This is a genomic window from Pedobacter sp. L105 (assembly GCF_009765875.1).
In the GTDB taxonomy this organism is placed as follows: Bacteria; Bacteroidota; Bacteroidia; order Sphingobacteriales; family Sphingobacteriaceae; genus Pedobacter.
Genome location: NZ_LMUP01000014.1, coordinates 715,497 through 736,544, shown reverse-complemented (window position 1 = coordinate 736,544; position 21,048 = coordinate 715,497). Strand labels below are relative to the sequence as shown.

Annotated in this window: 17 protein-coding genes; 7 read left to right on the top strand and 10 right to left on the bottom strand. The window is 39.8% G+C overall.

Annotation, left to right across the window (positions count from 1 at the left end; all coding sequences use genetic code 11):
- Positions 1–18: 18 nt before the first annotated feature.
- The 3 genes from GSQ84_RS26360 to GSQ84_RS26350 are packed head-to-tail and all read left to right on the top strand — an operon-like array spanning position 19 to position 2,073.
- Complete coding sequence (locus GSQ84_RS26360) at positions 19–699, top strand: hypothetical protein (RefSeq protein WP_158800346.1); 681 nt, start codon at positions 19–21, stop codon at positions 697–699.
- Positions 648–1,418, top strand: coding sequence for a sensor histidine kinase (locus GSQ84_RS26355; protein WP_158800345.1), 771 nt, complete (start codon positions 648–650; stop codon positions 1,416–1,418). The genes GSQ84_RS26360 and GSQ84_RS26355 overlap by 52 nt, the downstream gene beginning before the upstream one ends.
- Complete coding sequence (locus tag GSQ84_RS26350; RefSeq protein WP_158800344.1) at positions 1,408–2,073, top strand: response regulator transcription factor; 666 nt, start codon at positions 1,408–1,410, stop codon at positions 2,071–2,073. Before GSQ84_RS26355 ends, GSQ84_RS26350 begins: the two co-directional genes overlap by 11 nt.
- 23 nt (positions 2,074–2,096) lie before the next feature.
- Here GSQ84_RS26350 and GSQ84_RS26345 read toward each other — a convergent pair whose 3' ends face one another.
- Both GSQ84_RS26345 and GSQ84_RS26340 read right to left on the bottom strand, forming a co-directional pair.
- Entirely contained in the window at positions 2,097–4,547 is a 2,451-nt protein-coding gene (locus tag GSQ84_RS26345) for a bifunctional YncE family protein/alkaline phosphatase family protein (RefSeq protein ID WP_158800343.1), read from the bottom strand.
- Positions 4,548–4,911: 364 nt separating this feature from the next.
- Entirely contained in the window at positions 4,912–5,493 is a 582-nt protein-coding gene (locus tag GSQ84_RS26340) for an HD family hydrolase (RefSeq protein WP_158800342.1), read from the bottom strand.
- Positions 5,494–5,654: 161 nt separating this feature from the next.
- On the opposite strand from GSQ84_RS26340, the gene GSQ84_RS26335 reads away from it, so the two are divergent.
- Positions 5,655–6,221 (top strand): Crp/Fnr family transcriptional regulator, encoded by a 567-nt coding sequence (locus GSQ84_RS26335; protein ID WP_158800341.1) that lies wholly within the window; start codon positions 5,655–5,657, stop codon positions 6,219–6,221.
- Positions 6,222–6,255: 34 nt separating this feature from the next.
- On the opposite strand, the gene GSQ84_RS26330 is transcribed toward GSQ84_RS26335, so the two are convergent.
- Together GSQ84_RS26330 and GSQ84_RS26325 are read right to left on the bottom strand one after the other, a co-directional pair.
- Positions 6,256–7,173, bottom strand: coding sequence for an alpha/beta fold hydrolase (locus GSQ84_RS26330; RefSeq protein ID WP_158800340.1), 918 nt, complete (start codon positions 7,171–7,173; stop codon positions 6,256–6,258).
- Between the two features lie 94 nt (positions 7,174–7,267).
- Positions 7,268–8,071, bottom strand: a complete 804-nt coding sequence (locus GSQ84_RS26325) for an alpha/beta hydrolase (RefSeq protein ID WP_158800339.1) — start codon at positions 8,069–8,071, stop codon at positions 7,268–7,270.
- An 85-nt stretch (positions 8,072–8,156) separates the two neighbouring features.
- Here GSQ84_RS26325 and GSQ84_RS26320 point away from each other — a divergent pair, with 85 nt between their 5' ends.
- Positions 8,157–8,510: a helix-turn-helix domain-containing protein gene (locus GSQ84_RS26320; protein WP_158800338.1), complete on the top strand. Its 354-nt coding sequence runs from the start codon at positions 8,157–8,159 to the stop codon at positions 8,508–8,510.
- Between the two features lie 3 nt (positions 8,511–8,513).
- Here the strand turns inward: GSQ84_RS26320 and GSQ84_RS26315 are convergent, their stop codons facing one another.
- The 3 genes from GSQ84_RS26315 to GSQ84_RS26305 form a co-directional block, all read right to left on the bottom strand.
- A complete protein-coding gene (locus tag GSQ84_RS26315) occupies positions 8,514–10,889 on the bottom strand; it encodes an FtsX-like permease family protein (protein WP_158800337.1) in 2,376 nt (791 codons plus the stop codon).
- 433 nt (positions 10,890–11,322) lie between these two features.
- Positions 11,323–12,636, bottom strand: coding sequence for a M20 family metallopeptidase (locus GSQ84_RS26310; RefSeq protein WP_158800336.1), 1,314 nt, complete (start codon positions 12,634–12,636; stop codon positions 11,323–11,325).
- A 111-nt stretch (positions 12,637–12,747) separates the two neighbouring features.
- The gene (locus GSQ84_RS26305; protein WP_158800335.1) at positions 12,748–13,845 is read right to left on the bottom strand and encodes a hypothetical protein; all 1,098 of its coding nucleotides are present in this window, start codon (positions 13,843–13,845) and stop codon (positions 12,748–12,750) included.
- A gap of 266 nt (positions 13,846–14,111) precedes the next feature.
- On the opposite strand from GSQ84_RS26305, the gene GSQ84_RS26300 reads away from it, so the two are divergent.
- Positions 14,112–15,242 carry a DEAD/DEAH box helicase gene (locus GSQ84_RS26300; protein WP_158800334.1) on the top strand — a complete coding sequence of 377 codons (1,131 nt, stop codon included), beginning with the start codon at positions 14,112–14,114 and terminating at the stop codon, positions 15,240–15,242.
- Positions 15,243–15,257: 15 nt separating this feature from the next.
- Here the strand turns inward: GSQ84_RS26300 and GSQ84_RS26295 are convergent, their stop codons facing one another.
- Positions 15,258–17,456 (bottom strand): radical SAM protein, encoded by a 2,199-nt coding sequence (locus tag GSQ84_RS26295; protein ID WP_158800333.1) that lies wholly within the window; start codon positions 17,454–17,456, stop codon positions 15,258–15,260.
- A gap of 295 nt (positions 17,457–17,751) precedes the next feature.
- Here GSQ84_RS26295 and GSQ84_RS26290 point away from each other — a divergent pair, with 295 nt between their 5' ends.
- Positions 17,752–18,747: an NADP-dependent oxidoreductase gene (locus GSQ84_RS26290; protein WP_158800332.1), complete on the top strand. Its 996-nt coding sequence runs from the start codon at positions 17,752–17,754 to the stop codon at positions 18,745–18,747.
- A gap of 46 nt (positions 18,748–18,793) precedes the next feature.
- Here the strand turns inward: GSQ84_RS26290 and gap are convergent, their stop codons facing one another.
- Positions 18,794–19,771 carry a type I glyceraldehyde-3-phosphate dehydrogenase gene (gap, locus tag GSQ84_RS26285; protein ID WP_158800331.1) on the bottom strand — a complete coding sequence of 326 codons (978 nt, stop codon included), beginning with the start codon at positions 19,769–19,771 and terminating at the stop codon, positions 18,794–18,796.
- A 5-nt stretch (positions 19,772–19,776) separates the two neighbouring features.
- Positions 19,777–20,847: a GlxA family transcriptional regulator gene (locus GSQ84_RS26280; RefSeq protein WP_158800330.1), complete on the bottom strand. Its 1,071-nt coding sequence runs from the start codon at positions 20,845–20,847 to the stop codon at positions 19,777–19,779.
- Positions 20,848–21,048 lie beyond the last annotated feature (201 nt).

Below are 21,048 nucleotides of genomic sequence, written 5' to 3'. Positions count from 1 at the left end.
TCTCTCAACACCTAATTTATGGACTTTCAAAGTCTGATATTTAATTCTGCTCCCTTCGCAATGGTTCCGGCATCAGTGCTGGCAATTATTTCCTTGAGGAGCGGAAATATCACCATCCGAATATTGAGCATTCATATACTGATCAGCTCAATTGTTGAAGTCGCCTCCGCTATAACGTGGTCGATGAAAATTAATAATATTTTCATTCTTCACCTTTACACCATCGAAGAATTTGCTTTGATCAGCTGGTTTTATGCCACTGTAATCCTGGGTAAGGGATGGAAACTATTTTTCTTGCTCAGTGTGCTCCTATTTACTGTTTTAACGCTGCTTAACTCTGCCTTTCTTCAACCGCTAACGGTGAATAATACCTACGCCAGGGCACTGGAAAGTTTAATTTGCCTGGTTTATGCGATGATTTGCTTCCATAAATTAATCAATGTTTATTCCACTATCCTTCCTAAGCCTTATCTCACTGCTTTACTATTAATTAATTCTGGCATACTTATTTATTTCTCGAGTTCGTGCCTGCTTTTTATATTAAGTAATTACCTTCGAAAGCCGGGATTGACAGACGTTAGAATGATGCTCTGGACCTTTCATGCTTTTTTCTGCTCTATTTATTACTTGTTGTTATTTTTTGGTTTATGGATCATTCGGAAAGCGAAATTATATACTTTTTACTTACAGGTACAATAGCGCTGTTAATTCTTTCGGTCGGCTTTACTTTTATCTACGCACATTATGTACGTAACCTGTCAGGGAAACAAAAAGAATTACTGGAGCTGGAGAAAAAACATAAGCAGGACCTGCTGGAAAGTATCCTGGAATCTATAGAAATAGAAAGGACCAGGATTGCGAGAGACCTGCACGACCAGGTAGGAAATATCTTCTCCTTATTGTCACTGATTCTTCCCCAGCAGGAGGAAGATGCAAAAATCAAAGAAGCGAGAACTTTGATCGACATGGGATTGCGCAATACCAGGGAGATTGTTTACCAGATCATGCCGCCAGAATTAGAGATCTTCGGCTTAGAATATGCTTTGGAAGAGCTGTGTATCCGCGTCAACAAGAGTGAAGGTTTAACCGCAGAATATGCCATTGAATGCGATCTTAAACAATACAATCCCAGGATACAGATTTCCATTTACCGGATTATACAGGAACTGATCAGCAATACGATCAAACACTCCGATGCGAATAAATTTACATTAAATTTCCATGGTATGGATACCGGCACAGAGGTTTCATACCGGGACAATGGAACTTTAAAAAATGAGCATTCCCTTGAAAAAAGAAAGGGTTACGGCTTAAAGAACATTGAGAGCAGGGTGCATTTGTTAAACGGAAGTTTTGATTATAATTTCAGTAAAGGATTTGAATCACGTATTTTAATAAAGAATTCTTATGCAGATTAATATAGGTATCATCGATGATCAGTTGCTTTTCCGTAAAGGGATGATCGCACTCCTGGAAAAACAGGAAGGCTTTAACATTTTATGGGAAGCCGGAAGCGGCAGCCACGCCATGGAGCTATTGAAGGAGCTAAATGAAAACACTGATATCCTTCTTTTAGATCTGAACCTTCCCGGGATGAACGGAATGGAAATCATGAAGCTGGTGAAAGAAAGATATCCATTGCTAAAAGTGATCATCCTCTCCATCCATGAGGAAGAAAGGTTTATCATCAGGTTGATAGAATTAGGCGCCAACAGTTATATTGTAAAAAGTGCTTCACCAGAAGAGGTAGAAAAAACGATCAGGTTAACTATCGAAAAGGGCTTTTATTTCAATGATAACATTACAAAAGTCCTGTTTAACAACTTCAACGGAGCCAGAAAAAGGACGTCATTAACAACCGATTTCACCAAAAGGGAAGAAGAAATTTTACAATGCATTTGTGAAGAGCTCTCTACTAAAGATATTGCAAAAAAGCTTTTCATTAGTGAGCGGACAGTAGAAGGACACCGCAACAGCTTAATCCTGAAGACCAGTGTAAAAAATACTGCCGGATTGGTTATCTATGCCATCAAAAATAACTTGGTAAACCTGCACTTCTACTTAAAATCATAGGGTATGGCCGGTGATATTCCCTTTTACTTATCGTCGTCATCGTCTTTTTGAATTGCTTTTACAAAAGCCGCACGTACAGGAGTTGGTACAGTTGCATTTTCACCTTTAATTGCTTTCCATATCATACTGTTCATGATCTCATCAGGCACGCGGTCAACAGCCGTAAAATCTAGCCCTTTGGCCATGGCCGCAAGTTTTGTGCCTCTAGGGTTAAGGTCATTAAGATTAATGTTTGATGGCAAACTTCTAAACGGTGTGCTATCTGGTATTTTGCTAAAGCAGCGCCACATGGATGCGGCCGAAGCGTCATACTGTGTCATTGGTGGAAGGCCAAGAATCATTTCTATAGTACGCAATACCGATGAGGTAGAGTACATGGTATGATCTGTAAAGTTGCGTTTTACAAATCCCCCGGCAATATATGCAGGTGAGCGATGGGCATCCACGTGATCGGGGCCATTCTGTGCGTCGTCTTCTACAATAAATATCACACTATTTTTCCATATAGCGCTTTTGCTGATGTGCTCTACTAACTTCCCTACAGCAAGGTCGTTATCCGCTACATGGGCAAAAGGTGTAGGCCTGCCTGCACTGGTTCCTTCAGTATGGTCTGAAAGCATACGTACGGTATTTAACCTTGGCAGTGCGTTAATATTCATCAATGAGTCAAAATCAGACTCCCAGGCCTTATAACGCAACGTATCCGGATCACGAAGATCATGGGTAGGATAAGACTTGTTAAAGTGGTCTTTCAATACAGCTATTTGCGGCGTATTATCGGCATTGATAAATTCGCCATAGGTGCGAAAAGTTATGTTAGAACGTTTGGCCTGGTCCCAGATGTACAACTTGTTATGAGCAGTCGGGCCAACAGCCCCGGGGCCGCGGTTGCCATAACTGGTTGGCCAGTTCTTTTCCATATAATCTGTGGCATAGGCGCCCAGGCTCCAATTATGCCCGTCGGCACTCACCTCGCCATCTACATAAAAATTATCCAGCAACACAAAGTTTTCTGCCAGTGCATGGTGATTGGGTGTAATACGCTTTCCAAATAACAGCAAACTGGTATCGCCATTCCCCTTGGGTAGGTCAGACAGTACCTGATCATAGGTCCGGTTTTCCTGAATCACATAAAAGACATATTTAATTGGTGATGAAGCACCTACTTTAGTAGGAACAGGATTCCCGGCTTCACCATCGGCATCCGCTTCCTGCTCCCTGTGATAAGGTGTATTGTGAACTACCGCCGCCGAGTAAACCGGCATTTCTTTTTCGGTTGGCACAGGAATGATGCTCAGGCTACCCATCAGTAATCCACCACCGATATATTCCGTACGTGACGGCCTGAATGGATCGCCCCCATGAAGTACCACGGTTTGGTTTTTGGCTGCGGGGTTGGGTCCATGCGGATTGGGCAGTGATGAAAAACCTTTGGCATTAGCTACGTACAGTTTATTATCAATAACGCGCACCACGCTGGGATACCAGCCTGTAGGCACAAAGCCTAATGACTGACTGGAACCTGGTTTTGTTACATCAAAAACAGCCAGGCAATTGTTATCTGCATTGGCAATATATAAAGTTTTGTCGTCTTTACTTAAAGCTACCGAGTTGCTGGTGGTTCCGCTTAAAGGTGTTGGCGATACAGCCGTGTTCAGCGTTTCCAATACCTTACCTTTTCGCAGATCAATTACAGAAACGGTATTATCATTCGCATTGGCCACATACAGATATTTTCCATTTCGGGAGATGCTAAGGTCATTTGGGTTATCGCCTACGGCAATGGTATCGACCACCCTTGCTTCTTTCGTGTCAAATATAGCTACCTTGTCCCCGCCCCAAAGACTGATATATAGTTTTGATAAGTCTGGCGATAACAAACAGGTATAAGCTTCTGTACCCAGTTTGATCTGCTGACGGATGGTTTTTGTTTTGAGATCAATGACATACAGACTGTTGTCCAGCTTGGTCACCACATATAGAATGCCGTGTTTATCATCCAGCGCCAATCCTGTAGGAGAAATAGATGCCGAATTTGCTTTTTTACCCCATGGTTCCCCAAGTCGGATCGTATCTGCTGCTACCAGTTTATCATTGGTAATCGCATAACGGATAATCCAGTTGTCATCACCACCAGAGGCATAAAGTGACTTTTCATCTGCACTAAAAACCAGTCCACCCCAGGCCTTATGAATGAGCACCTTGTCCAGTTCGCAATCTGTGCGGGCATCCAGCAATTGAATAGTTTGAACGCTCTGGCCGTTATTGGTAACCGCAGCATAATGATGATTTTTGCTTACAGCGATATTTAAAGGCAAATCTCCCAGGGGAAGACTTTTACCAATTGGTGTCAGCGACCAGCCATTGGGCAATTTCACTCTGTTATGCTCTATAGTGGCAAGATCTTGTGCCTGAACTAACCTGTTACAGGTAATCAATAATATTGCCAGGCAAAGAATTTTTTTAGGTAACATAGTTTATACAAGTTATATTTTTCAATTGCCGGTTATACAGGAAGCGTAAAGCTTACTATGATTCTGGTGAATCCCAAAAAATGCTGTGCATAACAATGTTATCCACAAAACTTAACCATAAACAACAACTGATATTCTTGTAAATGTAGACTATCAACGTTAAGACATTGTTAAGTTAAGAGGAGGATTAAGCTTTTATTGTAACAAAACCAATAGAATTTTTACCTTGCTACCAAATATTTGGAAATACCTTATTTTTTTAATGCTCTAATTGCAGCTTCCAATTGTATGTCTATTCCTTTGCGGTTGTGAAATCTTCTGCTGGCGAAAAGGTTTGGTGACATTTATTGGTATGACAGCCAATTTATGCTTGATCTCTAAACTCCTGAATCAGCTCATCAATATGATCCCACAAAAAGCTTGAGCCATCTTTTATCTTATCAATTTTTTGATAAACGATGTCAAAAGGAACATTAAATTCAGTCCATGTTCCACCCTGGTTAGAAAGGTTTTGAAGAATAGGCTCCAGCCTGTCAATTGCTTTGGCAAATTTGGCGTCATTGGTTTCCCCGTTTTCAAACTCTATCCAGATCTCTATAAAATCTTTCGTCATGTCTTCCGGCAGAATGCCGAAAATACGGTGTGCAGCAATTAACTCTTCATCCGTATTGCTATGATTTTTTGTGGTATCATAAAGAAAAGTATCTCCTGCATCAATTTCAACAATATCATGCAACAGTACCATTTTCAGAACTTTAAGGGTATCGATAGGCGCATTGGCATATTCAGACAAGACCATTACCATCATCGCCAGGTGCCAGCTATGCTCAGCATCATTCTCATGCCTGTCGCTGTTAAATAATTTAGTTTTACGCTGTATGTACTTCAGTTTATCAATTTCCTTAATAAACTCCATTTGTTTCATTAGCCTGCTCAATTCTTTCATCGTTACTATTTGTTTGTAATTTGTGATGAAGCTATCCTGATTTCCGTTAATTTTGAGACCTGTAAAATCACGATGGTTTCTTTATATTCTGATTTTATAATATAATTGCAAAGGAAGCATTCTGGTTTGACAACATAAAGGACATTTGTCCTACGCCGTAAATGATAAGAACGAATAAAGAACTATTCAACTACATTACTAATTTAGTCCTTTCAGGGTCTGATCATTCATTTAGCGAACATCACTTTGCCCCATCACAGGAAATCCTGATTGAAGGTAAAAAGGTATTTTCAGTATATATCATGAAAAGCGGGATGGTTAAATGTTATCTTACCACAGACACGGGCAACAACTTTATCCAGGAGTTTTTTGGCGAAGGAGAGCTTTTCGGCGAAATTGAATTAATGGATGATAGTTTCAGTTATTGTACCATTAAAGCGATTGACATGGTAAGCGTTTATAAAATTCAAAAAAGTGATTTTCTTCAATTGCTTGATCAGGATAAAAAATTCAACCGGCTTTTTATCGGGGCTTTGATCTCAAAATTAAAATATAAGGCAACACGACATTCCTATAATCAATCCCACACCATTGAAGAGAAACTAATGAGGTTAAAAATGAAATTTCCTGACCTGGAAAAGGTGATCTCAAAGCAGGATATTGCAGATTATCTGGGTATTACCTTAAGGGCACTGAATAGAACAATTAAAGCTATGTCGGCAATATAACAAATTCATAAACGCTTAAATTGAAACAGGCTCATCAAAAGAATTTGCGCAATTCACTGATAGTTTCGGCTACAGCTTCCTCAGGTACCAGATGACCTCCGGGTACTTCTTTTCCCTGTACGTTACCGCCCCATTTATTCCAGACAGCGATTGGATCGGCACCAGCGAGATTCCCTTTCTCACCCCAAAGCACTAAAAAAGGGCAGGCAATTTTCACTTTTCCAAAGTCATGTTGATCGATGTCTTTATCCAGTGTCCACGAAGCGCGATAATCTTCACACATCCCTTTAATGACAGCCGGATTCAAAGCACACTGGATGTAGTCATCCAAACAGTCCTGATCAAATTCGAAATTTTCAGCTGCCTGAGAGGAAAGTGTCCACCTGATGAAAAACTCAGGGTCTTTATTGATAAAATGTTCAGCTATTTCTTTATCCTGGGCAAGGAAAAACCAATGCCACATGTTCATCCCTTTACTTGCGTTTATACCCTCCCAGGCATCAAGCGTCGGCACGATATCTAAAACAGCCAATTTTAATACCAAATCAGGATAGTCTAAAGCAAGTCTATAGGCTACACGTCCGCCGCGGTCATGGCCGGCAGCGTAAAAAGTTTCAAATCCCAATTCCTTCATAATCATTACCTGATCGCTGGCCATCACCCGTTTCGAATAATTGATATGATTTTCACCAGGCTCAGGTTTGCCCGACCGGCCATAACCCCGGAGGTCAGGAATGACCAGGGTATAACTGTCAAGCAATTCCAGCGCAACATTTTTCCAGCATAAACGTGTTTGCGGATAACCATGTAACAAGAGCAATGGTGGTCCTGATCCTCCTACCAGAACGTCGATTTCCGTTCCTGCACCCATTATTTTGCGTCGTTCAAAACCACTGATTAAGCCTTCCGGACTATTTTCTTTAATGGAATTTACCTCTTTAGATGTGGTCATATGAATCCTCTTATTAGCTTTTTATTAAACAACTCGTTTTTGATTTGGTTGTTCGCCTGAACCAAATATTTATCCGGAAGGCTTTTGAAATGGTTTAATTTAATGACTGTAACAGCTGAGCAAGCTCAACAGGCATAGTGATCATGGCGTCATGACCGGTCTTAAGTTCAAGATATTTCCAGTCTTTACTCTTTTTTGTCATCTCTGCAAAAGGTTGAATCGCACGAAGTTCTGGTGCGGTACAAGCAATGTAAGTTAATGGCAAATGGTTACCATAAGGATGTTTTAATACCAAAGGCTGAGAAAACGTTCTGAAAGGCTGGTTGGTTAGGCGGTCATTTACCCATTTGATATCGGCGGTGTTTGTCACGCCAAAAAAGTCACTGGTAAAGAACGGGATACTTAAGCCTTTGTCAAAATCCGTTGTCGCCTTGATGAAATACTGCCTGATATCATCCGGACTAACGTCGAGCGCACTTTGTCCGTTTTTCATCAACATCGCATCAAGGAAAACCAGTTTGGATAACCTTTCAGGTATCCTGTCCGCAACACCCGCTATTACTGCCCCTGCATAACTATGACCAACTAATACTACATTGTGCAGGTCTTCTTCAATGATAAAGTTTACGATGTCTGTAATATGGGTATTCAGATCGATTTGGGCATTTAAAGTGTTTTTATGTTCTGCAAGACCGCTGAGCGTTGGAGCGTAAACAAGATCTCCCTTTGCACGCAGCTCCCTGCTCACTCTCTGCCAGCACCAGCCCCCGTGAAATGCCCCGTGGACTAAAACAAAAACAGGTTGCTTCCCGCCAGATTGCGCATTGGAATTAAAAAATGATACCAGTAAAACCAGTACGGTATAAAATGACTTTTTACTAATGATAAATGATTTCATAATGTTTTATTTTGTTCAAAGGTCGCCCGACGCGATCTGCCAAACAATAACTCACCCTAAAGTGAGTATACCTTAAACCAGGACCATGTCAAGTCAGTTAAAACCCGGAACATCGAATGCCTGCAACATAACGGCCTTAAGCCTGGCCTGTGAGGTAAATGATGTGTTGAGAGATATCAGCCCGCGATGGAAAATGCAGGTACTGCATAAGATTGCCGCAGGCACTAAACAATTCAGTTCCTTAAAGCTTGCCTTCCCCTCCTTGTCCGATCAGATATTGGGCAAAAGGCTTTCGGAATTAGTGGACGACGAGCTGATCGACAAAGTAATCATTGAAGAAAAGGCACCAAAACGTATCCATTATTTTATCACAGATAAAGGCCTTGAACTATTAAAAATCATTGACGACCTGCACCAATGGGGGCTCAAATGGTATTGAGCCTTATTGCTGTTTCAAAGCATCAACAGGATTAGCTTTAACGGCTTTTTTTGCCTGAATGCTAACGGTGATCACGGTTAATAAAATGGTGATTAAAGCACTGATGATAAAAGGGGAAATTGGTAAATCAATTCTATACGCAAAGGTTCCGAGCCACTTATTGGTGAAAATGTAGGCTATGGGCCAGGAAATTAAATTGGCTACAATTACCATCACCAAAAACGAAGTATTGATCAACTTCAGAATCTGGATGTCACTTGCTCCTAACACTTTACGCACTGCTATTTCCTTAATTCTTCCATTCGTAATATATTGGGCAAAAGCAAATAAGCCTAAAATGGCAATGAAAATGGTGAGCATTGCAGCCGCAAAAAATACAGATTGTAACTGTTCCTGTTTTTTAAAAAGTTTGCCATAAAGCTCATCCAAAAACTCATACCGAAAATCTTCACCATCTTTGGGATTAATTTCGGGCCACTGGGCTTTCAGGGCAGCCAATGCACCTGCCATTTTACCATCCTCAATTTTTAACATGATCTGCAGTTTAAAACTTCCGCAAGGGTTTTTAACCGCATAAATTGTTGGTTGAACAGCATTTTCAAATCCCTGTGCTTTAAAGTCTTTCGCTACACCAACAATTTTGTAATCCATATCGCAACCTCTAATGGTTTGGCCAACAGGATTTTTGATGCCAAACTTAGCAACAGCACTTTCATTGATCACGGCTGAGTTTGCCGTATCGGTTTTAAACGCCTCTGAAAAGAAGCGGCCTTCCTTTAATTGAATACTTAGAGTTTCGAAATAATCAAAATCTACATCCACAAATTCGATGTTGGATTGTACCCCTTTAGCCGTATAACCATTTATTCCATTTTTTGAACCATCAGGAACACTCGTAGCTACTGTAGCTGTTTTTATTCCGGGTATTTTCAGGATTTTTTCCCTGACAGACTTGAATTTGGAAGGGTCGTTGAATAAAGTATTATTCTTAATGTACACCACCTGATTTGCAGTAAAGCCTAAATCCTGGCTATGCATGTATTTTAATTGCGAATTGATAATGAACAAACCGCTCATAAAAACAACTGCAATGCTGAATTGAAATACCAGTAAACCATTTTGTAACCAGGAGCTTTGTCTACTCGTAGAGAAATTCCCTTTTAATACCACCGCCGGTTTAAAACCCGACAAAACCAGGGCGGGATAAATACCGGCTATAATTGTGATCAGACATAAGATGAGGGGAAGCTGCCAAATCAAATCATTGTTTAGAGACCATATAGATAAATTAATCTGGAAGAGATGGTTAAAACCTGGCAATACCAGTTCTGCAATAATTAGCGCCAGAACAGTGGCCACCAGGCATTGTAAGAATATCTCCGTAAGAAACTGGGTAGTCAACTGAAAACGATAGGCGCCCATTACTTTTTTAACACCAACTTCTTTAGCCCGTTTGGTTGCCTGGGCAATACTTAAATTAGTAAAATTGATACAGGCAATTACTAAAATCAAAATTCCAAGTACAGAAATAGCGATCAGGATTTTATAAGGTGCATCATTACCTGCTTTTGGTTTCAAATGTTGATTAGCTAAAGGGTCTAAAAATGTAGAAACGTGTTTTATTTCATCTATTACCTTTTGGTTGGTCCCAATTTTTAATAATTCTGTTTTGTATAAATTGGTTATTTTTTTCTCCAAATTGGCTATATCAGTTCCTGGTTTCACCTGAATATAGGTAGTGTAATTGTTATACCCGTAAGTTTCCCCTTGTCCTAGTTCATTGGCAATGGAAAGGCCATCGAAAGTTATATTCGACTGTAAATTATTGACAATTGAACCATTGATCTTACTCTTTATACCTGAAGTACTGCTGCCCATGCCAACCATTTCAGGTTTGTTATCCTTTTTGTCTGGAAACAACGTTTTCATGCTCTCCTTACTTAGATAGTTGAGGCGGTCCGTTTCGCCAGCTGGTTTTTCTAAACCACCATCAGGTATTAAATTAAGAATTTTGGCTGCATTGTAATCAGCCTGTATAAAGTTTTTCGTGAAGACAGTTTTATTCCCATTTCTTAGAGCGAGTTCAAAAGAGCCTTCCTTTGTAAGCCCGGCAAGTTCTACTTCAGGAAAGTTTTGTTTAATCGCTTTCGCAAATGGCGGCGAGGTATAATTGGTTTTAAATTCCGGATAGATTCTTCCAACAATGTAAATATTCTTAAAATTTGGATTGGTCTTGTCAAAACCAGTTTCATAAGTATAATACATGACGATCAAAATAAAAGCAGCTAAAGCAATAGCCAAACCACCTACATTGATTGAGGTGATGCCTTTATTTCTCCAAAGGTTTCGCAGCGCGATTTTTAAGTTTAATTTAAACATTAGCTAGCAGTTTTTTTCTCTCTTGTTTCTTCTGTTATCCGGTACTGTTTTGATATCCCGCGTACCAAGCTTGTGCCAAAAGGAAAAAACATAATTAAAACACTAATCATTAGCCATTTGAAATTTGGTGTGATCTTAAAATGTTCAGTACCGGACATCTCTTGTTCAGGATCGAACAGTCACATCGAAATCAAATCTGTCAGCTAACAAATTTATCGTTCCAAAATTATGGATGAAAAGCTGTTGACCCCTATTCTAATACATTCTTCATCAAACGCTTGTTAAATTGGCGGTTGAATAATCTGTTAGCCAAATTTTCAGTTTTTCTTGAGTCGTTCCAAAATTAAAGAAGAAAAAAGCTGACCCCTATTCTAATGCATTCTTCACCAAACCGTTGTTAAATTGGCGGCCAAATTATCTGTTAGCCCAATTTTTAGTTTTTCTTGAGTCGTTCCAAAATTAAAGATGAAAAACTGCTGACCCCTATTCTAATGCATTCTTCATCAACTTGAAAATTTGGCGCATGGTTCATTGCAATCATTCCTTTTTTTACGTTAGAACCTCCCAGAAAGAAGTAAACGCCTGGTATTTTTTGTTGAAAATAAGCAAAGTCATCATTAAAATACGGCACCTGACCATAATCAATAGTGACCGCTCCTTTCCCATCAATATGATCAAGGGTTTTTGCGGCAATTTCCGTTAGTCTTTCATTATTGATAACTGTTGGATTTTCTTGTATAAAAGAAACAGAAAGCAGTTTGTCTTTATAACCGCTGTTTGTGATTACCTGTTTAATTTTAGGAATGATGACTTCGAGACGGGCTGAATCCGTTTCATATAAATCCGTTTCAAGGATGAGGTGATCATCTTTAGCATAACGGGTAAAATGCTCATCTATAATCAGATAATCCTTAAAAATCGTATTGGGATTCATCAATCCAATGGTTGGATCAGTGAACAATTGGATTTCCCAGGGCTTACTTCCCGGAGTTGCACGGGATAAAGCGCTGTAGATTTTATTTGTCAGCACTTTTGCTTCTTCCTCCGGCAATTCATTTTTCAACTTTATTCTTACTCTTTTTTGATAGGCAAACATTTCACGTGGTTTAACCATAATTTGTCCCACCGGTAAAGCAGTCACATGTAATCCATAAATTTCGTCAGGTGTTATCCGGGAAAGCAAGCCCTTGTCAATCATCCCTTTTGCCCCAACAAAGGTTTCTTCTTCAGGTTGAAATATAAAATATACTGTTCCATTTAAGGAGGCCTTGTTTTTTGCAAGCACTTCAGCTATCCCCAGTCCAATAGCCATATGCACATCGTGGCCACAACCATGCCGAACACCTTTATTCCTGGATTTGAAAGTTACGTCATCAGGATAATTCTGAGGCAGGGCATCCATATCTGATCTCCAGGCTATTTTTCTTCCTCTCTTCCCACCCTTTAAAATCCCTACAACACCATAACCATAATTATCTGTTTCAACTTCAAGCCCTAAGTCGAGTAAATATTGTCTGATCATCTTTTGGGTGCGTATCTCATTACCTGCCAGTTCCGGATTTTCATGAAAGTTTCTCCTTGTTTTTACCAGTTTGTTAAAAATGTGATCCGTTTCGACTTGAATAGATTGGTGAGATAAGATCTCCTTATTTACGGTATAACTGCCTCTTTCAGGTGTAAGTTCTTGTCCGGATGAAACAGAAATTGAAATTGTAAAACAGAGTAAGAGGAGTACGTTTTTTTTCATGATCTGCTGCTAATCGATTTTAAATCAGCAACTGTTAGAACAGCTGTTAAATCAATTGTTACAATTTCATATTGACTATTATAATAAGCTTCAAATTTTAGTTATGCCGCGCTACTCCCAACCCTTTTTTCTCACCGTGTCATCAATAAAAATCTGCTCACTGGACGTCACGTCACTGATCACCTTTCCTGATAAAATGCTCTGTCCTGTTACCGCCGGGTTATTTCCTTTGCCTAAAGGCCACTTCCCAAAGGTATCCACAATATGAATACCTGCAAGGCCTGCTGCCTGTAAACCAAAATCTGTACAGTTTTGCCGGTTCAGGTTATATGCCATTCCTTCAAAGTTTCTGGTGAGCTCAAGGATACGCTCAAATTTCCTTTTGGAAATAAACTTCCCCAATACTTCGTCCCACAGGTGTCCGGAATCATCTTTAAACGTTGCCGTTGTAGTGGGAAAAATAGGTGATGCAGAAAGGAAATGATCTTTATCGGGATAAAACCCGAATGAGGCCGAAGTATATGTAGAATCGCTGTTATATTTGATCAGCGTGATAAACGTATGGCCTGTGTTTACCCAAACGAATATTTTTCGTTTACCTGGAGCAGGCTGCTTCACATGAAATAACAAAGCGTAGGCGACGGCAGTTTTTCCATCATTAAAATTACCGGAAATCTGACTGAAACTGGTCCGCTTGCTTTTTCTGACTTTGGGATTAGTCTTTAATATCCGGACTTTTGTATCCACAAGGGAATCATCTTTTGAGCTGAAGCTTACCACAGGAGGAGCATTCAGCACAGTATCAGCGAGGTGCAAACTATCTATATCACTCCTGTTAAAACGTGCAGCTTTAAAAAAACATTTCATAGCCAGAGGATACATCCTTAAGCGGGCAAAAACATTGGCAAGATGATAGTAGAATTTCTTGTTTGATGGGTACTTATACTGCTGATCAGGGATTCCCAGCTCCTTTAAATAATTCAATAGTCTTTTATTCTCTACAGCACTGGCAAACGTCCCTACTGAGTCGCCTGTTAATTTTGGAACGGATAAAATTGGTTCAACAGGCACAGGTCCCTCGTGGAAATTAGGAGCCAGTGCAGAAAGGTACCCGCTATGCGCAGCCAATTGGGCAATTGAAGATTGACTAACTAAAAGGGTTAAGGTAAAAGCTATCGCTTTTATGAAAGGCGTTGAACGGAAGGCCATTGCGAAGAAATATAATAGATAATTTAATGATTAACTGGTGTGCCGGAGAAAAAGGAGAGCAACAGCAACAACACCTGTAACCGGCATAATCATAATGGCCAAAGCGGGTATAAATGCAATTGTTCATGTTATCTATAAATAGACTACAAAATTAGTAGAATATTTCAATTGTCATAGGAATTTTGACCTGTATTGCATAAGGATCTTTAATTAATTAAACTCAGACTAAAGCCAATTTTTGTCTATTTTTACGCAAAAAAACAAACATGCCTTTTACGTCCTTAGGTTTATCTGATGCAATATTAAAAGCATTGGCTGATCAGAAATTTACCATACCTACACCAATCCAGCTTACAGCCATACCTGCGATATTAAATAAAAAAGATGTCTTAGGTATTGCCAAAACAGGCTCCGGGAAAACTGCCAGTTATGTGATGCCGATCTTGATGAACCTGCAGCAGGAATCAGGAGTTAAAAATCGCCACGCGAATGTATTAGTATTAGTTCCTACCCGGGAATTGGCAGAACAGGTAAAAGATGTATTTCAGCAGTTTAGCCGCGCACTGCCTCAACGTATCAAAACATTAGCAGTATACGGTGGTGTTTCTATTAATCCGCAAATGATGGCTTTGCAAGGCGTAAATATACTTGTTGCTACACCAGGCAGGTTGTTGGAGTTGGTAGGCTCAAATGCAGTAAACCTGTCAGGTATAGAAACACTGGTTTTGGATGAAGCAGATAAATTGCTTAACCTGGGATTTAAAGAAGAGCTGGACAAGGTTATTGCATTGTTGCCTCAACAACGTCAGAATATTCTATTATCTGCAACAATTAATAATGACCTCAGAAATATTGAACAAATTCTGCTGCATGATCCTGTAGTGATCGAGATTGAAGAGGAAGAAGAAAGCCTTGACCTGATCAACCAGGTTGCTTACATCGTTTCAGAAGAAAAAAAAGGCCCTTTTTTACGGTACCTCATTAAACATCATGAAATGAAACAAGTGTTGGTATTTGCTTCTTCTGTCGCCACAGCGGATGCCATCGTCAATAAACTTCGTAAAAACAACCTGGATGCAAAAGCCATCCACAGTAAAAAAAGCCAGGGAAACAGAACTGACTCTTTACATCACTTTAAAGCAGGCAGTTTGAGGATATTAGTGGCCACAGACTTAATGGCGAGGGGAATTGACATTAGCGATCTTCCTTTTGTAATCAATTATGAATTGCCCCGTTCTCCTAAGGATTATATCCACCGCATCGGCAGGACTGGTCGCGCTGGACAAGCAGGGGATGCTATATCGCTGGTTAGCCAAAATGAATTGCACCATTTTGAAGTAATACAAAAGAAAATGGGCAAGCAAGTGAATTTGATTGACGGGAATAGTGTACTGTAATTGATTTGAGGCTTTTTATAAGACCAGCAGCCCGAAATCTCTCAATTGATAAACTGGTTTTGAATACCAGAAAAGCTCAAAATGTTCCATGGTACTTTCAAAATCAGCTTTAATTTCCTGAAAGGTATACACCTTTGTATTGGAAACCGCTATTTTCTGCAAGATGGAACACAGCCACGCTCCTTCCTTTTTATGGGCCTGGATGCTAAAGGTTTCCTTTTTATCATAAAATGTTAAACTCAGCATTTCCAAAGGTTTGCCTTTTTTATATTGGGCGAAACTTTCCTGATCGGGCTTCCCTCCCAGCCAAACCACTTTAGCCGTGGGTTTGGTATCAAACTTACTTTCTTCCTTTAAGGCTTTCTCAATAAAGTCCGGGGGAACCATTACTTTCGGAATCTTAAAATCAAACCAATCCTGCAATTTGTAATCCAGGCAAATGCCATGCATAAAATTAAAGAGCGATTTCTTCAAACCAAAACTAAATTTATTATGGTCAATTCCCGTTTTATCGGTGTAATTGATATCATTATTGGCAAAAGTGCCGATAACTTCAGTCTCCTTAACCACGCCAAATCTTTCCGGATATAGGCCAACGGGACTATGCGCAGTCATTGCAAACTGATGCCAGAAGCCAGACTGTAATACGCCTGCTTCAAACAGTTGCCTCACCATTTCCAGGCTGTCTACGGTCTCCTGAACAGTTTGCGTTGGATATCCATACATCAGATAGGCATGGACCAATATTCCTGCTTCGGTCAGATTCCGGGTAACCTGGGCTACCTGCTCAACAGACACGCCTTTGTCAATTAGTTTTAATAACCTGTCGGATGCTACTTCTAAACCACCAGAAACGGCAATGCAGCCCGATGCTTTAAGCAGGATACATAAATCGCCGGTAAAGCTTTTCTCAAACCGGATATTTGTCCACCAGCTAACAGCAATTTTTCTTCTTAAGATCTCCAGCGCAACTTCCCGCATCAGGGCTGGCGGTGCAGCCTCATCTACAAAGTGAAAACCATTCTGACCCGTTTTTTCACTCAGCTCCTCAATCCGGTCTACGATTAATTTAGCTGCAACAGGTTCATAGACCTTAATGTAATCCAAAGAAATATCACAAAAAGTACATTTTCCCCAATAACAACCATGCGCCATGGTCAATTTGTTCCAGCGGCCATCACTCCACATCCGGTGCATTGGATTTACAATCTCTATAACAGAGATGTACTGATCTAATTTTAAATCACTGTAATCAGGAGTTCCTACATCAAACTGTTTATAATCACTTCTTAAAGCATCATTTTTATAAACAACCTCACCATTTTCTAATAAAAACGTCCTTTTATAAAGGTTAAAATCCCCTCCTTTAATAATCGATTGATAGATCAGTTCAATAGGTAACTCACCGTCATCCAGGGAGATATAATCGAAAAATTCAAATACCCGTTGATCAGAAAGGGAACGTAATTCTGTATTGGCAAAACCACCACCCATCGATATTTTAATTTCAGGATACTTTTGTTTTACATATTGTGCACAACGGAAAGCGGCATATAAATTCCCTGGAAAGGGAACAGAAATTAAAAACAACCTGGGCTGAACAACAGCAATTTTCTCTTCTAAAATTTTAATCAGGATTTTATCCATATAGGTATATTCCTGATTTAAAGCATTGTAAAGCTCATCAAATGAATTAGCACTTCTGCCTAATCTTTCGGCATAACGACTAAAACCAAAATTCTGGTCAATACATTCAATGATAAAATCCGAAATATCTTCCAGGTAGAGCGTGGCTAAATGTTTACCCTTATCCTGCGTTCCCATCGAACCAAATGCCCAGTCCAGCTCATCCAATTGCGCGAACCTGGATGCTTCAGGTAAAAAATCTTCCTGACAAATCTGCAAAGCCAGGGTTGGGTTTTTACCCTGTAAAAAAGCAATAACAGCATCAATAGTTTTGATGTATTCATCTTTTAATGCATGGATCCGCTTTGCGTTTAAACTTTTTGAAAGATCAGATCGCTGCTCAGCATAAAAGAAAAGCTCCTCCAAACCTTTTCTTGAAAACAAGGCCAAAATCACTTCAATACCTAAATCTGCCTGCGTTGAAGAAATGTTTTTGGTTTTCAAAAAACCTTTAATATACGCAGTTGCAGGATACGGGGTATTCAGTTGAGTAAAGGGAGGCGTGACAAGGAAAAGATCTGTTTTCAAATGGAATGGTATTTCCCGACAAAAATATCCATAATTATTTTAGTATTGGGCCATATCAAATGATAAAAATTTCTACACTTCATCTATAGTAAATTCCCTTGCAAGTATTCCTGAAGTATAATCACAAAGCAAAAAATACCATGGCGGCATATGCCTGTTGATGCGTAAAACAACTGTCAAATTATGATAAATGAATTAATGGAATTTTCTATGTTGTGAATTATTGAGCAGATTGCCTGGATATCAATTAAACATATATCTAGTTTGAAATACACCTGGATAACATATCATAGCTATGAATAAAGTAATCTTATTTAATCATTGGCCGGAAGGATTACCGGTGGCAACAGATTTTAAATTTATTGAAGAAGAGATTCCAGTCCCTAAGGAAGGTGAGATTCTTTTAAAAACACTGTATGTTTCTGTAGACCCATACTTGCGTGGACGAATGAAGGATGTGAAGTCTTATATAGCACCATTTAAATTGGGCGAGCCTATATCATCGGCCCTCATCACACAGGTGACCAAATCATCAAACGATAAATTTAAAGAAGGAGATTTCTTTTTGGGATACCTGGACTGGAAGGAATATCAGATTTCTACTGGTGCAGGATTAACCAGGGTAGATCCTGATGCGGCCAGTTTAAGCTCATATCTTGGCATACTGGGTGCGACAGGCTTAACAGCATATATGGGTCTGAAAGAGATTGGTTTACCAAAACCAGGCGAAACTGTAGTGGTTTCCGGAGCCGCAGGTGCGGTTGGCATTGCAGTAGGTCAGATTGCGAAGATCATGGGCTGCAGGGTGATAGGTTTAGCAGGCTCTGATGAAAAAGTAGAAACACTAAAATCCAGATTTAAATATGATGAAGGTATCAACTATAAAACAACAAAAGATCTAACTGCTGCTATAAAAGCGCTATGCCCTGAAGGCGTAAATATTTATTTTGACAATGTAGGTGGTGAAGTATCAGATGCTGTTTTAGCCAATTTAACCTACAAATCAAGAATAATTGTATGCGGAGCCATTGCTTTATATAACGATGTTGAACCTGCTCTTGCCCCAAGGGTGGAATGGCGCCTGGTAGTTAACAGTGCAACAATGAGCGGATTTTTATTATCAGATTTTTCTGACCAGATTCCAGCTGGCATTCAACAACTGACTACATGGTTTAAGGAGGGTAAAATTATTCAATCAGAAACTATTGTAAAAGGTTTTGACCAGATCCCAAGTGCTTTTACAGGCCTGTTTACGGGACAAAACCATGGCAAAATGGTAGTAGAGATATAATATTAACTATCAGGCACGGGGATAAGTGTGCCTGATAGTTATTTTATTAAAGAAGCCCTACCAGTTCGGCTATCCTGTTAGAAATTCCTACTTCATTGTCATACCAGGCCACAACTTTGACGAAGTTACCGATAGCTTTGGTCATCGTTCCATCTACAATTGAAGAATGTGTATTCCCAAGAATATCAGCAGATACCAAAGGTTCTTCTGTATATTCCAGTATACCTTTAAGAGAGGTATCTGCATAAGATTTAAACAAATCATTTAATTCGCTAACCGTTACTTCCTTTTTTAAATTGACAGACAGATCCACTATCGATCCGTCGATTACCGGAACACGATACGAATAACCATCCATCTTCCCTTTTAAGCTGGGCAAAACATCACCAATTGCTTTTGCTGCACCGGTAGTGGTAGGGATAATGGAATAAGACGCTGCGCGTGCCCTTCTCAGATCTTTATGAGGGGCATCCTGTAAGTTTTGATCGGCCGTAAAGGCATGAATGGTAATCATGTAACCAGATTCAATTCCAAATTCTTTATCCAGAATTGATAATATCGGGGCAATACTGCCAGTGGTGCAGGAGGCAGTGGAATAAATCAGGTCATCCCCTATAAACTCATTATTTACACCATGAACAATTGTTTTTACACCGCCTGTAGCGGGGGCTGTGATCAATACTTTTTTTGCGCCGGCATTGATATGTGAATAGGCCGCAGACTTATCTGTAAACCTGCCAGTTGATTCTATGACTACATCAATACCTAAATCTTTCCATGGAAGTTTTTCAGGATCTTTTTCACTCAGCAGCAAAATACCTTTGCCGTTTACAACGATCTGATCGTCATCACTGCTTACCTCTCCCGGAAAACGTCCGTGTGCGGTATCGTATTTAAGCAGATGAGTTAAAGTTTTGATGTCTGTCAGATCATTTACTGCGACAACTTCTATTTCTGGTTTATCCTGTAATGCCCTAAGGGTCATTCTGCCTATACGGCCAAATCCATTAATTGCAATTTTCATTATATTTATGTTAAGTGGTGATGTAAACTGGGTAAAATAACGTCGTTAATTCCAGGTATTTTGAGTGATGTCCTAAATGCCCGCCGATAATCCGAAGGCGTAGTCAATAAATGTCTCAGGAAAGTCCGCCTCATGGAAACCAGCCCTCCCAAGCCACATTTTTCAGCAATATTTTCCAATGACAGGTCGGTATCTTCCAGATATTTCCGGGCCGTCTCCACCCTTAGTTTTTCTATAAATTTGGCAGGGGGCAAACCCGTTTGCTGATGGAAAACACGGGTAAAATTCCTGGGACTCATATTCAGATGGTCGGCAATCCGGATAACATCCAGTGCCTCGTGAAGGTTTTCGCTAAACCAAGCACCCAATTTCCCGGCAATAGTTGAACTTTCATAAACCGGCAGCAGGTTAGCAAATTGAACCTGAAAACCTGGTCGCGATAAATAAAAAATCAACTTGCGGGCAACCTGAATGGCGATGTCTTTTCCATGGTCTTCTTCTACCAAAGCGAGGGAAAGGTCAATCCCGGATGACACACCTCCTGAAGTATAAATATTCCCATCCGTGGAGTAAAATGCATTGCTGTTCACTTCCACAAGCGGATATTCCTTTTTTAATCTTTCACTCAATTGCCAATGTGTGGTTGCTTTTTTTCCATTTAACAACCCTGCCTCGGCTAAAGCAAAGGCGCCTCCGCAAACGGAACCAATGCGGCGGGTATGCGCATCATTGATACAGGATAACCAATTACAAAAATCTGCGTATTCTGATTTTTGTGATGGTTGAAAATCGTTACCGGCCACGATCACCGTATCAATTGGCGTTGTAATTTCTCTTACGCTATATTGGCACACAATATCCATTCCGGTAGCGGTGGCCACTTTTTTATTCATCGTTGGAGATGCGATCAGAACATCATAACCGAGCTGTGAACCGGAAGCCTTTAAACACTTGTCGGCATTCGTAAAAACATCCGCCGGCCCGGCAAAATCAAGTAACATGTTCCCCGTCATGGCCACGATGACCACTAGTTTTCGATGCTGATTATTGGCGCTTGTACCTTTATCATCGTTCATAACACAAATTTATAACCTAAGTTACTTGTCTCAAAGGACATATTTTATACAATTTAGGCCAAAAGAAGGATTAGTTATTCTATTTCTGTTTTCGGTAGTCTTAAAATTGGAAGATATTAAATAAAAAATGGCGCACATTAAAACAAAAATAAGTAGAAATATTTCTGAAGAAAATCAAATGAAACTTTTAAAGTATAAAAA